Here is a 15,008-nt window from a genome sequence, read left to right as displayed (position 1 = left end):
CGTCGCGAAACGGGTCGTTCTCCCGTCGGCCGGAAACACCGGACCGATCGGATCACTCTTGATGTAACCGGTTACATCAACCAAGAGGGGCATTCAACATGGGCCAGCAACACGGCGGCCCGACCGTGACGAAATTGTCACGAAGGGAGAGGATCACGATGACCGAGCAGCGTATCTCGCGACGCGCCCTGATGATCGGTGGCGGCGCGATCGCCGCCTGGGCGGCGAGCCCCGCGCGCGCGCTGCTGGCGCAGATGGGTGGCGCCGCCCTGCCCGCCCCGGTCGAGGCGCTGGTCGCGCAGATGACGGTGGAGGAGAAAGCAGGCCAGTTGACGCTGATGGCGGCGGCCTGGGCCGGCGGGGCGGCGACGGCGCTGAACCCGATCGCCGCCACCGCCAGTTTCGACCAGCAGCTGGCGGAGGTGAAGGCGGGGCGCATCACCGGCGTCTTCAACGGCAATGGCGCAGCGATGGCGCGCCGGATGCAGACCGTGGCGATGCGCGAGCAGCGGCTGAAGATCCCGCTGCTGTTCGCAGCCGACATCATCCACGGCTTTCGTACCGTCTTTCCGATGCCGCTGGCCGAGGCGGGCAGTTTCGAACCCGCGCTCGCCGAACGCACCGCGCGCGCCGCAGCGGTCGAGGCATCGGCCGCGGGAATCGACTGGACCTTCGCGCCGATGGTCGACATCGCGCGTGACCAGCGCTGGGGCCGGGGGATCGAGGGGGCGGGCGAGGACGTGCTGCTCGGCCGCACCATGGCGGATGCACGCGTCCGCGGGTTCCAGGGCCGGCGCGGGCTGGCGGCGGACGATGCGGTGATGAGCTGCGCGAAGCATTTCGCCGCCTATGGCGCGGCGGAGGCGGGGCTGGACTACAACACCGTCGACGTTTCCGAACGCACGTTGCGCGACGTGTATTTCCCGCCCTTCCAGGCCGCGTTCGCAGCGGGATCGGGCACGACGATGGCGTCGTTCAACGAACTGTCGGGCGTGCCCGCCACTGCCAATCCGTGGTTGCTGGGTCAGGTGCTGCGGGACGAGTGGCGGTTCGACGGGCTGGTCGTATCCGATTATACCGGCGATCTTGAACTGATCGACCACGGCTTCGCAGCCGACGCGCGTGACGCGACGCGGCTGGCATTCATGGCCGGGGTCGACATGAGCATGCAGTCGGGCTTTTATCTCGCGCACCTTCCCGATCTGGTCGCGAAGGGCGAGGTGCCGATGGCACGGCTGGATCAGGCAGTGCGCCGCGTGCTGGCGCTGAAGGTTCGGCTCGGCCTGTTCGACGATCCGTTCCGGCGGATCGATCCCCGGCGGGAGAAGACGCGGGTCCGCACGCCGGCGCATCTGGCGCTGGCGCGGGAAGCGGGGCGGCGTTCGATCGTGATGCTGAAGAACGAGGGCGACCTGTTGCCCCTGCCCCGCAGCGGCAAGCGCATCGCGCTGATCGGGCCGTTCGCGCAGGGGCAGCAGAACCTGATCGGGCCGTGGAATGTCTACGGCTCCGATGCGGACGCGATCGACCTGCTGTCGGGGGTGCGCGCGACGGTGGCCGATCCGGCGCTGGTGACGGCGACCGCAGGGTCCGGGGTGGAGGCAGCGCTATCCGGCGGTATTGCCGCCGCGGTCGCCGCCGCGCAGGCGGCCGACATCGTCGTGCTGGCGATCGGCGAAAGCCAAGACATGTCGGGCGAGGCACAGTCACGCACCGAGATCGTCGTGCCTCCCGCGCAGATGGCGCTGGCGGAGGCGGTGGCGGCGACCGGCAAGCCGATCGTGATCGCGCTGCGCAACGGTCGCGCGCTGGCGCTGTCGGGCGCGGTGCTGGCCGCGCCGGCGATTCTGGTGACGTGGTTCCTCGGGTCGCAGTCCGGTCTGGCGATCGCCGACATCCTGTTCGGGGCGGAAGGTCCATCCGCGCGGCTGCCGGTCAGCTTTCCCCACGCCACCGGTCAGGAACCCTATCACTACGCCCACAAGAATACCGGCCGCCCCAATCCGCCAGGGCCGTTGCAGCCATTCAAGGCGCATTATCGCGGCACGCCGAACACCGCCGCGTTTCCGTTCGGCCATGGCCTGACCTATGGCCGGATCGATTACGCCGCGCTCGACACCGGCGGGGGCCGGCTGACCGCCGATGGCGTGCTGACGGTTACGGCGACGATCACCAATCGTGGTACCCGCAGGGCCGAAGAGGTGGTGCAGCTCTATGTGCAGGACGTGACCGCAAGCATCACCCGCCCGATCCGCGAGCTGAAGGCGTTCCGCAAGATCACGCTGGCCCCCGGCGCCTCGACGTCCGTGTCGTTCACACTGCGACGCGCGGACCTGACCTTCATCGGCACTGACCTGAAACCCACCGTCGAGCCGGGGCGCTTCCGCCTGTGGATCGCCCCCTCCGCCGAGGCGGAAGGCGTGGCGGGCGAATTCACGCTCGTCTGACAATCAGGTCCCGCGGCGGCGATGGAGTTCGGCCATCGCCGCGGCATGGGCTCCACGACGCAGCGGGTTGGCTGCCATCGCCACCACCGACAGCGCGGTCGCGAGGGCGGGGCCGGCAATCATCAGCCAAGTGATCCCGGTCGCCGTGGTCGCGCTCGCCGATCCGCTCCCCACATAACCGATCGAGCCGTACACCGTGCCGATCATCAGCACGGCAACCGCGATCGCCAGTTTCTGGACCAGCGCCGACACGCCGAACGCCATCGCCTCCACCCGGATACCGCCCGCCGCCTCGCCATGATCGATCGTGTCGGGCAGTAGTGCCCAACCGGTCAGGTTGAACCCGACCAGCGCCACCTGCATCCCGATCAGGAACGGTCGCGCCATCGCTCCCCCACTGACCGGAACGGCGAAGATGGCCGCACAGACGATACCCAACGCCGCCGCCACGAACCATGTCGACCGCGCGCCGATGCGGGTGGCGGCCAGCGTCCACAACGGGACGACCCCGACCCCGACAAGCCCCATCAACACCAACGTCGCGGCGCCCGTCGCCATGTCGCCGACGACGTGGCGATGATAATATAGCACCGACTGGTTCAGCAGCGTGGCGGCGATCCCCGCCGCCGCCATCGCCGCGTTCAACGTCACGAAGGCGCGGTTGCGGCCCAGCGCGCTGACGCAATGGGCGATGGAGGGTCGCAGGGCGGGGACGTCGGGTATCGCCTCCGGCGTCATGGCCACCACGAACAGCAGCAGGGGCGTCGCAACCAGCGCGAAGACCGCCGCCGCCGCACCATATCCTTCGACCGAGATGGCGCTGCCACCTGCCCGTTCGGCGATCCAAGGGATGCCCAGCGCGACGATCGTCGCCGCCCCCGCACCGAACAGCATCCGCGCGCCCGCCACGACCGTGCGGTCGCGGCTGTCCTCGCTGATCCGCACGCTCCACGCCGCATAGGGGATGTTGACCAGTGCATAGAGCGCCCGAAACGCCAGCTGCGCGGCGACCACTCCGCCGATCGTCCCGATGCCGGGCCGGCGATAGAGCAGCACGAACGCGATGCCGAGCGGTACCGCGGTCCAGCCGATCAGCCGTCGATAGCCGTATTGACCACGCTGCGCGATCATGCCCGCGAGCATATCCGCCACCCCGTCCCAGATCGCCCCTGCCATGTAGATCAGGCCAGCGGTGACGGGCGCGATCCCCAGCACATCGGTGTAGAAGAACAGCAGATAGAGCGTGACGCTCTGCCAGTAGAGGTTGCAGGCAAAGTCGCCGGCTCCGAACAGCAGCAGCCGCCATCGCCGCGGACGGCCGGCGGGGATCACCGCCCGCAGGCGCCATCCGTCGCGATCGCGCGATGCGCGACCCGTTGCAGATCGCCTGCCTGCCGGGGCGACAGGCCCAGGTCGGCGGCGGCAGCCTCGCGAACGCCCAGGCTGCGCGGATCGCGACCGGTGATCGACCCGAACAGCATCAGCGCCTCCAGATAATAACCGGCGGTACTGGCATGATAATGGTCGTCCCCCCACAGATTGAGCTTGCCGGGCGCGATTCCATCATAGGGATCGGCATCCGCCACGCCGGCGCGGATCGCGCAGGTAAAGGTCTGCCCCACCGGCACCACGCCGCGCACGACCGGCCGGGTCTGCGCGGCGGCCCGGTCGTAGGCGCGGCGCAGATCGTTTGCCATCGTCGCGATCGGTCGACCCGTCCAGGGATTGCCCCCGGCCCGAACCAGATCGGGCCGCGACCACGTCGCGGTCAGGTGCAGCCTGACGCCCGGGTTGCGCACTGCGAACAACCGGGCGAGTGTCTGGGTATCGGCAATGAAACGCGTCGGATCGCCGGGGCGCGCGGCGTCGAGCGTGCTGTACTCCTGCAACACGACATGGTCCCAGGCGCGGTCGATCCGCGCCCGGCGTTCCGCCAGATGCCAACCGAGGCTACGCCCCCCGCCCGTCTCCACCGCCACGTCGTAATCGAGACCAGCCTGCTCGGCGAACCGACGGAAGATCGCGGGCACGCCGCCGATCCCCTCGCCGTTCAGGTCTGTCACGCTGTCGGGACGATAGCGCATCGCGGCGGACCCTGCGCCGAAGGTAAAGCTGTTGCCGACGAACAGGATCGTCTCCGCACCCGCAGTGGCGCCCGCCAGCAGGACGATCGCGGCGGCGGCAAGGGAGCGGACGAAACGCCGACGGATCATGTCACCGATATTCCACACCATGGCGTATCCTTGGCCCGACCCGATCGTGTTCGACCGGCGATCGTCAAAGAGGGGGAGCTTCGATTGGTCCCGTAACGAGGTTGCCCCCCGTTCCGATTTGCGCGCGCAGATCCTGCAACGTGCCGTCGAGATGCAGGCGCATCAGCCGTTCCAGTTCGGCGGCATCGCGCGCCATCCAGGCGTCGATCAGCAGGCGATGCTCGAGATGCGCGCGCGCATCGCGCCCGGCCGGTTCGAGATGGGTGATGACATAGCGTTCGGCGAGGATCGACAACCGCTCGACCAGTTGCGTCGTCAGCGGACGACCGGCGGGGCGCACCAAAGCGGTGTGGAAGTGGCGATTGCAGACCGCGACGGCGGGAAGATCAGTGTTCGCCGCCTCGTCCAGCGCATGGAAGGCAGCCAGTGCCTCCGCCCTCTGGGTTTCGTCCGCCGCCAGCGCCCCCAGGCCACCGGCCGCAGGCTCGATCGCAAGACGCAGGGCATAGATCTCGTCGGCTTCCTCTGCCGACAGGGCGCGCACTACATAACCCCGATTGGCCTGGCTGCGCAGCAGCCCTTCCTGTTCCAGCCGGGCCAGCGCCTCGCGCAGGGGAATCTTGCTGACGCCCAGATCATGCGCCAGCGCATCCTGCCGGACCGGCGTATCGTCGGGCAGTACGCCGGTGACGATCCGCTCGCGAACGATCTCGAATACCTGATCCGCGAGCGTGCGGGCGACGATGGTCAAGAACGGAATCCTTCGGGCAGGCGACGGACGGGATCGACAATTCCCGATGATGTCACGTTACCGCCAAACCTTTCCAGAATGGATCATCGCGATCAATCCATATTGTTGCGATCAGTCCACATTGTGCCAAAACGATCGTGCCGCCAGCCATGCTGGCCGATCAAATTCCGTGTAATATGACCGGGATGCTCAACCGGAAGCATCGTCCTTATCAATCCGGCGCGCTTCCTCGATCAGCATCACCGGCACGCCGTCGCGGATCGGATAGGCAAGGCCCGCGGCATCGGAGATCAGTTCGTCCCGCGTGGCATCGTGGCGCAACGGGGTACGGGTGGCGGGGCAGACAAGGCGTTCGAGCAGCCACGGGTCGATCATCGTCATCCTTCGATCAGCCTATTGCAGCGTCACGCGGTTCTCGCCGCCATGCCGGCCGAAGAACTGCATCAGCTGGATGATGAGTTCGGCGCGCGATTCGACATCGGGCGCCTCCAGCAGCGCCTGCTTGGCCGCGACATCGAACGGGGCGATCTGGGCGATGCCGTTGACGAGGCTTTCGTCATCCAGCCGGCCGACTGCATCCCAATCGACCGCATAACCCTGCACCTCCGCGAAACGCCGCGATTCCAGTTCGAGCGACGACCGGCGGCCGAGCGACAGCGTCTCGTCGGGACGGACCGGGAGCAGCTTCGCCTCGATCTGGCGGAACGCGGTGGTCACGTCGAGTTCGCGCACCATCCGGAACAGCGCGACCCCCTCCAGGATCAGGTTGTAGCGACCATCCTCCAGCGCCTCGACCTCCGCGATCTTGCCGACACAGCCGATATCGTAAAGCGCGGGCCGCTCGGGATCGCCGACCTCCTCGTTCTGCATGTCCCGGGGCTGGATCATCGCCACCCGCCGGTCGCGCGCCATCGCATCGCTGACGAGTGCGCGGTAGCGCGGCTCGAAGATGTGCAACGGCAGATGCATTCCCGGAAACAGCAAGGCACCGGGAAGCGGAAAGATCGACAGGCGGGTGGCGGTCATCCGAACAGGATCGCGGACAGGCGGCGGCGCTGCGCCGATACCCACGGGTCCATCAGCCCGACCACCTCGAACAGCGTCAACAACTGGGTGCGTGCTGCACCCTCGTTCCATGTCCGGTCGGCGGCGACGATGTGGAGCAGGTTGTCGGCGGCGGCATCGCGGTCGCCCGCCGCCATCTGCGCGCCGGCTAGCGCGAAGCGCTTTTCGTGATCGTCGGGGCTGGCCGCCACCTCGGCGGCGAGGGCGGCGGTATCGTCGACCGGCGCGGCCGAGCGCGCCAATGCCAGCGCGGCACGGGCGCGGTCGATGCCGGGGTCCTTCAGGTCGGCGGGCAAGGCGGCGATCGCCGCCTCCGCCTCGTCGTGCAGGCCGGCGGCGACCAGCGCGCGGATATGGCCGGACAGGACGGCGGGGTTCTCCGGCGCCATCTCGATCAACTGGCCGAAGATCGACAGCGCACGTTCCGTATCGCCCTCCGCCAGCACTTCCTCGCCCATCGCGATCAGCGGCTCGATCTCGGCCGCCTCGTCGGCGGCGGCGGACTGGATCGGCAACTGGCGCAGCAACTGGTCCAGCATCGTGCGCAGCGCGCTTTCGGTGCGCGCGGGGGTCAGGTCAGCGACCAGCTGGCCCTGGAACATCGCATAGACGGTCGGGATCGACTTGATCTGGAACTGGCTGGCGATGAACTGATTCTTGTCGGTATCGACCTTGGCCAGCACCACGCCCTTGTCGGCATAGGCGGCGGCGACCTTTTCCAGCACCGGCGTCAACGCCTTGCACGGTCCGCACCATTCGGCCCAGAAATCGATGATGACGAGGTTCGTCATCGACGGTTCGACGACGTCATGGCGGAACGCGGTCACCGCGTCCTTTTCGGCTGCCGACATTCCCAAGGTGGCCAAGTGATATTCCCCAGATTGCGTCCCCACTATCTGGGGGCCGTGACTGCTTAATGAAAGTCCCGTGATTTGGGCAACACGCGCACGTCACGGGGATGCGTGGCGTGGGAATGGGTCGCGGGGGCCGGCTGGTGATGGCGGGGATCGGGGCTGCGGGTATAGACCGGCTTCACCACCGCGTCGGCGGGCGCGGGGCGCGGGTCGGCGGCATAGTCCGACGACAGGCGCGCCAGTTCGTGGCTGCGATCGTCGACCCGCGCGGTCATCAGGTGGACGACGCCCTCCTCGCTGCGCTGGACCACACCGTGCAGCACCATCAGCCGCGACGCCATCACCGCCCGCCGGTTCGCCTCGAAATCGCGCGCCCACAACAGCCCGTTGGTGATGCCGGTTTCGTCCTCGATCGTGACGAAGATCGCATTGCCCTTGCCCGGCCGCTGCCGGACCAGCACGATGCCTGCCACGCTGGCGCGGCGGCCGTCCTTCACCCGCGCCAGATCGGCGGCAGACAAGACGCCTTCGGCCCGGAACAGCGCGCGTAGGAAGGTCATAGGATGATCCTTCAGCGACAGCCGCGTCGTCTGGTAATCGGCGACGACCTGTTCGGCGAGCGGCATCGGCGGCAACGCGGCATCGGGCTCCACCCCCAGTTCGGGCGCATCGGCGGCGGCGAACAGCGGCAGTTGCGCGGGCGGGGTGCGCCGCACCTCCCAACCCGCGGTGCGCCGGTTCTGCCCCAGCGACCCGCACGCATCCGCATCGGCCAGCAACCGCAGCGCGCGGGGCGGCAGGGTGGCGCGGCGGGCGAGGTCCTCGATCGAGACATAGGGCGCGTGATCGGCGATCGCGGCGGCCCAGTCGCCCCGGAACCCGTCGATCTGGCGAAAGCCGAGCCGGATGGCGACGGTGCCATCCTCCATCCCCCCCTGCACCTCCCCGGCGGAAGCCGGGGTGCAGTTGGGCGAACCGGTGTGATGACATACCGGGGCCATCCCGACTGGACCCCGGCCTCCGCCGGGGAGGCAGGAAAGTGGCGATGCCGTTTCTTCGGGAAGAAAAACGGCAGAAGCCGCGGTAACCCCTGCCTCCACCGCATTGTCCCATCCCGAATGATTGACATCGACCGGCCGCACGATGACGCCATGCTCCACCGCATCGCGCACCAGTTGCGCGGGTGCATAGAAACCCATCGGCTGCGAATTGAGCAGCGCCGCGCAGAACACCGCCGGATGGAAGCATTTCAGCCATGACGACACATAGACCAGTCGCGCGAAGGACAGCGCATGGCTTTCGGGAAAACCGTAGCTGCCGAACCCCTCGATCTGCTTGTAGCATCGCTCGGCAAAGTCGGCGGGATAGCCGCGACGGACCATGCCATCGACCAGCTTCGCGCGAAAATCGGTCATCCCGCCGACGTTGCGGAACGTCGCCATCGCACGGCGCAACTGGTTCGCCTCACCACCCGTGAAGCCCGCCGCGACGATCGCCAGCTTCATCGCCTGTTCCTGGAACAGCGGCACGCCATAGGTGAAGCGCAGCAACTGGTGCAGTTCGTCCGCCGGCCCGTGACGCGGATCGGGGGCCGGAAACTCCACTTTCTCCTTCCCCGCCCGGCGGCGGAGATAGGGGTGGACCATATCGCCCTCGATCGGCCCCGGCCGCACGATCGCGACCTGCACCACCAGATCGTAGAACTCGCGTGGTTTCAACCGCGGCAGCATGTTGATCTGGGCGCGGCTTTCCACCTGGAACACGCCGATGCTGTCGCCCTTCTGCAGCATCGCATAGACGCGGTCGTCTTCCTCCACCGCCAGATTGTCGAGCGTGGGGCGGCCCAGCCCGTTCGCCGCCATCAGGTCGAAGGCCTTCCTGATGCAGGTCAGCATCCCCAGCGCGAGGATATCGACCTTCATCAGCCCCAGACAATCGATATCGTCCTTGTCCCATTCGATGAAGGTGCGATCGGGCATCGCGCCGTTGTGGATCGGCACCATCTCGTCCAGCCGCCCCTCGGTCAGCACGAACCCGCCGACATGCTGCGACAGGTGGCGCGGAAACTTCAGCAGCCGGTTCACCAGATCGTGCAGCCGCGCCATGTCCGGGTTGGCGAGGCTGTGGCCGGTCTGCTCGAACCGCTCGGGCCCGAACCGGTCGGAGAAACTGCCCCAGACGGTGCTGGTCAGCCGCTGCGTCACACCCTCGCTCAGGCCCAGCGCGCGGCCGATCTCGCGCACCGCGCTGCGCGGGCGGTAATGGATCACGGTGGCGGCGATCGCCGCCCGCTCGCGCCCGTAGCGGCGATAGATATACTGCATCACCTCCTCGCGCCGCTCATGCTCGAAATCGACATCGATATCGGGGGGCTCGTCACGCTCGGCCGAGACGAAGCGCGAAAACAGCAGGTCGTATTTCATCGGGTCGACCGAGGTGATGCCGAGCAGGAAGCACACCACCGAATTGGCCGCCGATCCCCGTCCCTGGCACAGGATCGGCGGCTTGCAGGCCCGCGCGAAACGGACGATGTCGTGGACGGTCAGGAAATAATAGGCGTAGTCGCGATCGGCGATCAGCGCGAACTCCTCGTTCAGCAGCCGCATCACCTTGTCCGGCACATGATCGTCGTAGCGGTCGAGCGCGGATCGCCAAACGAGATGTTCCAGCCACGCCTGCGGCCCCCATCCCGGCGGCACCGGTTCGTGCGGATATTCGTAACGGAGTTGGTCGAGCGAGAATTCGATCCGCGCCAGTAACCGCCCGCTTTCCGTCACCGCCGCCGGCCGGTCGCGGAACAGGCGCTGCATCTCGCCCTCGTCCTTCAGGTGCCGTTCGCCATTGGCGGCAAGGCGGCGGCCGGCGGTCTGCACGGTCAATCCTTCGCGGATACAGGTGACGACATCGTGCAGGTCACGGTCGCCCGGCCACGCATAGAGCGCGTCGCAGGTCGCGAGCAGCGGCACGCCGGCGGCATCCGCCACCGCCGCCAGACGCGCCAACCGCCGCCGGTCGCGGCCGGTGCGTGGCATCGTCACCCCCAGCCACACCGCATCGCCGCCCAGCCGGGTCAGCGCCGCCAGCGTTGCCGGCAGGCCAGGGTCGGTGCGAGCCGGCGGCAGTTCGGCCCCCGGCACTGGCACGGCTCCACGATCGCTCGATTCGTGCAGCACGATCAGCAGGAGGTCGCGGTGCAGCGCGATCAGGTCGCCCAGCCCAAGGACGCAGCCGCCCTTTTGCGCGCGACGATTGCCCATGGTCAGCAGCCGGGTCAGCCGCCCCCAGCCCTCGCGTGTCGACGGATAGGCAACGATGTCGGGCGTGCCGTCCGCGAACACCAGTCGCGCCCCCACCGCCAGCCTGAAATCGAGCGGCGGCAGCGTCGTACCGAGCAGGCCGATCCGTGCCCGCTTCAGCGCGTCATGCGCGCGGACGACGCCCGCCACGGTGTTGCGATCGGCGATACCGATGCCGGCCAGCTCCAACTCGACTGCGCGCGACACCATGTCGCTCGGCTGACTGGCCCCGTCGAGGAACGAAAAGGCGGTGGCCGCCACCAGTTCGGCAAAGGCCGTCATCGCCAGGCCTTCGCGATGCCCCTTCGTATGTCCGTGATGCGCGGTCGACCGTGTCGGCACATGCGAATAGTTGCGGCAACAGGTACCACCTCACCACCAAATCCTCCCCGGCGGAGGCCGGGGTCCCGTTGGGAAGGCCGTCGTGACCTATCGCGACCCTCCACCCAACGGGACCTCGGCTTCTGCCGGGGAAGCAGGGGGGGTCTTTGCGCATCTCTGCCAAAAGCGGGATGACCGCCCGTCGCGCGCATCACGCGAACAGCCCGTGGACGTACCAGCGCGGATTCTCCGTCTCCGCATACAGCCCGTGGCGGAAAATCCAGAACCGGCGGCCGCGATGATCCTCGATCCGGAAATAGTCGCGCGTGGGGATGGGCGCATCGTGGCGGCGCCACCATTCGCCCGCGATCCGTTCCGGCCCCTCGGCCCGTGCCACGTCGTGGACGGTGCGACGCCAGCGGAAGCGGGCGGGTGGGCCGTCGGGCGTTTCGGCGGCGATCGAATCGATCGGCTGCGGCGGATCGAACAGATAGATCGGGCGCAGCGGCGGCTCGCCCGGTTCAGGCCGCGGCCATTCCGCCGCCGCTGGCGGCGACGCGGCGGCGGGCAGCATCAGTTCGGCCTGTTCGGGAATATGGCTGTCGCGCGCCGCGAACCGGCGCACGCGCGATCGGCCCAGCCGCGTCGTCAGACGATCGACCAGCGCGGCGACCTCCTGCTGCGGGCCATGCACCTCACCGCCGCCCTCCAACCGCAACTGGCTGGTGTCGAGCCGCTCGGCCAGCACGACGTGCAGGCGGATCAGGTCGTAACCGAAACCGGGGTCGAGCGGATCGGCCAACCCCTCGATCCGCTCCGCGAATAGCCGCATCAGCACCGCCACGTCGCGCGTCGGCCGCCCCGTCTCGATGCGGAGATGGCGGATCTGCCCGTCACTGCGGAACAGCCGCGCCTCCCAGCGGCGGCCTCCTTCGGCTCGTTTCTCCAACGCCGCCGCCGCCTCGCCCGCTAGATCAGCGATCGTCGCCAGCGCGTAATCGGTGCGCGCGACCGGTTCTGCGAAGCGGCGCTCGACGATGACGGGCGTCGCGACAATGCGGGGCGTGACCGGGGCCTTCGCCTCACCAGACAGACGGCGCACCGCCATCGCCGCCCCCTCGCCGAACCGCGCCGCGATCGCCGCCAGCGGACGCGTCATCACGTCGCCCACCGTCTTCAGCCCGGCGCGGGTCAGCGCGTCGTTATCTTCCGGTTCCAGCCCCAGCGCCGCCACCGGCAGCCGCCGCACCGCCCCGCGCTCGTCCGGAGCGGGGGCGCCGGCGAACCGGGCCAGCGCATGCGCCACGTCCGCCGTATCGCCGAACGCATGGCGCACCAGCACGCCGCGCCGCGCCAGTCGCGCCTCGACATCGGCGGCCATCGGCCGTTCTCCCTCGAACGCATGGGTACAGCCGGTGATGTCGAGCAGCAGCGCATCGGGCGGCAGCAGCACCACGGTCGGCGTATAGCGCGCGCACCCGTCCGCCAGCCGTTCCAACCAGTCGAGATCGGCATGTGGATCGCCGTCATACACCTCCAGCTCGGGCACGCGGGCACGGGCATCGGCCAGCGTCAGCCCCGCCACCAGCCCCGCCTGCATCGCCGACCGGTCCAGCGCGGCGAGCCGCACCGCATTGCCGACTGTCTCCACCAACGCGAGCGGATGTTCACCCCGTCCGACGAACAGATGCGGGCGCGTCGCGCGCAGCCGCTCCACCGCCAGCCAGGGAAAGACCAGCGCCAGCCAGCGCCGGTTGCGCGCTGGCGCCGGGATCGAGGGGGTCGAAGCAACGGGTTTCACGGTTCCACTCCACGCGCCAGCGGGTGCCGGCGGGGCCGCCACGTCGCCGCAGGCATTCGACATTGAAGGCAGGCAGGCCGGGAACGTCGCCCCCCGCCCCCGCCGTCAACAGTTGCGACGCCGCGGCCGCGACGCCCCAGCGGGTGGCGGCCGCACTGGGCACCGGCTCGGCGCCAATCCGCACGCTCAGCACCGTCACGCCCGATGCCTCCGCCGCCAGCATCAGCCGCCGCGTCGCAGTCAGGTCCAGCCCGGCGGCGCGGCCCCGGCTTTCGACCAGCACCAGTCCCAGCCCCGGACAGCGCGCCGCATCCGCCGCCACGCGCAGCAGCGCCGGCTCGTCGGGTACCAGCACCAGCACCAGCGATTCGGGCGGCAGTCCCAGTTCGGCAAGCCCGGCGGCATAGGGGCGACCAGCACCGCGCTCGTCACGCTCGATCCGCACCCACAGCGCCGGCAGCGCTCCCGCCGCCAACGCCAGCGCCAGCGCGAAGCCGGTCGCCGCCGCGGCATCGTCCGGCGTTACGGCATAGACCTCATGCAATTGCGCACGCGTCATCCCCACGGTTCGCCACGCATCGCCCGGCGGCCCATCGCCCGCCACGACCGTCGCACCTGCCACGCGCCGCAACTGCGCGATCAGCACGGCGGATGCCGTTTCGGCAAGGAAGGCAGGCGATTCGATCATCAGTTGTTCTTGTAATGTTCTGTCGATGAAATCGCCAAGCAAGAAATTCGCTCATTTGCGCTTGCAGCATCCCCCACCCGCTGCTAGTGGCCCGCCTCACCCAGCCGGTCCGCCGGCTCATGGCGCCAGAGCGGGCGTAGCTCAGGGGTAGAGCACAACCTTGCCAAGGTTGGGGTCGAGGGTTCGAATCCCTTCGCCCGCTCCAGTTTTTTCAAATATTATCAAGCAGTTACAATAGTCTCTCGGGGCCACTTTCTGCGTCGCGGACTGTGTTATCAGCGGGAAAGCAGCGACAGGCCCAAAGGCTGAAGCAAAGCACGTCCGTATCCGGATCGAAATCATCCAGCGCGCTTCTATGACGAACCCGTATGGTGCGTCTTCACCACATCCCACCGACGGGATCATATCCGGAACCGGTTCTCCGGCGCCGGCCGCCACGCGGGACCGGCACCGGAAAAACCGTTAATGGTTAGAGATTGGCCTTGGGCTCATCCTCGCCGCCGACCTTGGCGATCGGGCCGCCCAGCACGGCCTTGAACCAGGTGACCACCCGGTCGATCACGGGCTGCTGGAACCAGGTCAGGTCGCCGTGCCCGGCCCCCTTCACCAATACATAGTCCGCCTTGCTACCCTTGGCCCGCAATGCCTCGAACAACTGCTTGCTCTGCACCGGCGAGACGAGCGCGTCGGCAGTGCCATGCATGATGAGGAACGGAGGCTCGACGCCGTTCAGGTGGCCCATGGAACTGGCGGCCAGCGCCTTGGCCGGATCGGTCGAAATCGCCGCGCCGGCAAAACCGCCGAACGCCGGGCCGTTGACCAGAAGCGCCTCGGTCACCGCGGGCGACTGGTGCGTCTGCTGAATCTTCGGCGGGAATCCTTCGCCGATATTGAGAAGATTCGAAATGCCGTACAGCGTGACCGCCGCCTGCACGTCGGACGACTGGTCAAGATAATCGCCCTTGTCGAAGCTCTTCTCGCCATTGGTGACGGCGACCATCTGCGAGACATAACCACCGGCGGAATCCCCGAGCACGCCGATCCGGGCGGGGTCGATGCCGTATTCCGCCGCATGGGCCCGCAGGTAACGGACGGCAGCCTTGCCGTCTTGCACCAGGGCCGGGAACCTGTCGGGAACGACACGATATTCGGCGGCCGCGACGACGAAGCCGGCCTGCGCCAAAGCGGAACGCATCTCGAAATATTTCTCGTGATCGGCGGAGGTGAAGCCCCCGCCCGGGAAATAGACGATTGCGGGCTTCAGATCGCTGGTCCGCGGCACGATCAGCGACATGCGCAACTGTCGGACCGCCCTTGTCGATCGGATTTGCGAATAGATCACGCCACTGATCTGATCGACCTGGCTCCGCTTTCCATCAACGCTGACGACCTGCGCACCGGCCGAATAGCCGGGCAGTTGTGCATCGCCCGCCGACGCCGCTGCGGCAACAACAGTCATGGCGATCACACTCCCCATCCGGATCATATTGATAAGGTTCATGTTTATTTCCCTGTGCCGTTCAGATGGCACAGTCTACATCAAAACCGATTCGGATGTGTGTCAGCAGTGGT

General features: G+C 68.0%; 11 protein-coding genes and 1 tRNA gene. 2 read left to right on the top strand and 10 right to left on the bottom strand.

Going from position 1 to position 15,008, the window contains the following annotated elements; all coding sequences use genetic code 11:
- The first annotated feature begins 158 nt into the window (after positions 1-158).
- Positions 159-2,447: a glycoside hydrolase family 3 N-terminal domain-containing protein gene (locus ABD719_RS02110; RefSeq protein WP_344691709.1), complete on the top strand. Its 2,289-nt coding sequence runs from the start codon at positions 159-161 to the stop codon at positions 2,445-2,447.
- A gap of 3 nt (positions 2,448-2,450) precedes the next feature.
- Here the strand turns inward: ABD719_RS02110 and ABD719_RS02105 are convergent, their stop codons facing one another.
- The 9 genes from ABD719_RS02105 to ABD719_RS02065 all read right to left on the bottom strand — a co-directional run bounded on the left by ABD719_RS02105 (position 2,451) and on the right by ABD719_RS02065 (position 13,436).
- On the bottom strand, positions 2,451-3,779 hold the full coding sequence (locus ABD719_RS02105; RefSeq protein WP_344691708.1) for an MFS transporter: 1,329 nt from the start codon (positions 3,777-3,779) through the stop codon (positions 2,451-2,453).
- A complete protein-coding gene (locus tag ABD719_RS02100; protein ID WP_344691707.1) occupies positions 3,776-4,681 on the bottom strand; it encodes an SGNH/GDSL hydrolase family protein in 906 nt (301 codons plus the stop codon). The genes ABD719_RS02105 and ABD719_RS02100 overlap by 4 nt, the downstream gene beginning before the upstream one ends.
- A gap of 43 nt (positions 4,682-4,724) precedes the next feature.
- Positions 4,725-5,411, bottom strand: a complete 687-nt coding sequence (locus ABD719_RS02095; RefSeq protein WP_344691706.1) for a GntR family transcriptional regulator — start codon at positions 5,409-5,411, stop codon at positions 4,725-4,727.
- Positions 5,412-5,600: 189 nt separating this feature from the next.
- A complete protein-coding gene (locus tag ABD719_RS02090) occupies positions 5,601-5,786 on the bottom strand; it encodes a Trm112 family protein (protein ID WP_344691705.1) in 186 nt (61 codons plus the stop codon).
- Between the two features lie 18 nt (positions 5,787-5,804).
- Complete coding sequence (locus ABD719_RS02085; RefSeq protein ID WP_344691704.1) at positions 5,805-6,437, bottom strand: LON peptidase substrate-binding domain-containing protein; 633 nt, start codon at positions 6,435-6,437, stop codon at positions 5,805-5,807.
- Positions 6,434-7,327, bottom strand: coding sequence for a tetratricopeptide repeat protein (locus ABD719_RS02080; protein ID WP_344691703.1), 894 nt, complete (start codon positions 7,325-7,327; stop codon positions 6,434-6,436). The genes ABD719_RS02085 and ABD719_RS02080 overlap by 4 nt, the downstream gene beginning before the upstream one ends.
- A 62-nt stretch (positions 7,328-7,389) precedes the next feature.
- Positions 7,390-10,908 carry an error-prone DNA polymerase gene (locus tag ABD719_RS02075; protein WP_344691702.1) on the bottom strand — a complete coding sequence of 1,173 codons (3,519 nt, stop codon included), beginning with the start codon at positions 10,906-10,908 and terminating at the stop codon, positions 7,390-7,392.
- A gap of 250 nt (positions 10,909-11,158) precedes the next feature.
- Positions 11,159-12,655 (bottom strand): Y-family DNA polymerase, encoded by a 1,497-nt coding sequence (locus ABD719_RS02070; RefSeq protein WP_344691952.1) that lies wholly within the window; start codon positions 12,653-12,655, stop codon positions 11,159-11,161.
- Positions 12,615-13,436: an ImuA family protein gene (locus ABD719_RS02065; protein ID WP_344691701.1), complete on the bottom strand. Its 822-nt coding sequence runs from the start codon at positions 13,434-13,436 to the stop codon at positions 12,615-12,617. The genes ABD719_RS02070 and ABD719_RS02065 overlap by 41 nt, the downstream gene beginning before the upstream one ends.
- A gap of 130 nt (positions 13,437-13,566) precedes the next feature.
- Here ABD719_RS02065 and ABD719_RS02060 point away from each other — a divergent pair.
- A tRNA-Gly gene (locus ABD719_RS02060) sits at positions 13,567-13,641 on the top strand.
- 264 nt (positions 13,642-13,905) lie between these two features.
- Here the strand turns inward: ABD719_RS02060 and ABD719_RS02055 are convergent.
- Entirely contained in the window at positions 13,906-14,967 is a 1,062-nt protein-coding gene (locus tag ABD719_RS02055; protein WP_344691700.1) for an alpha/beta hydrolase fold domain-containing protein, read from the bottom strand.
- Between the last annotated feature and the right edge of the window lie 41 nt (positions 14,968-15,008).

Source organism: Sphingomonas cynarae, assembly GCF_039537815.1.
Lineage (GTDB): Bacteria > Pseudomonadota > Alphaproteobacteria > Sphingomonadales > Sphingomonadaceae > Sphingomonas > Sphingomonas cynarae.
This window is presented reverse-complemented; position numbering and strand designations above follow the sequence as displayed.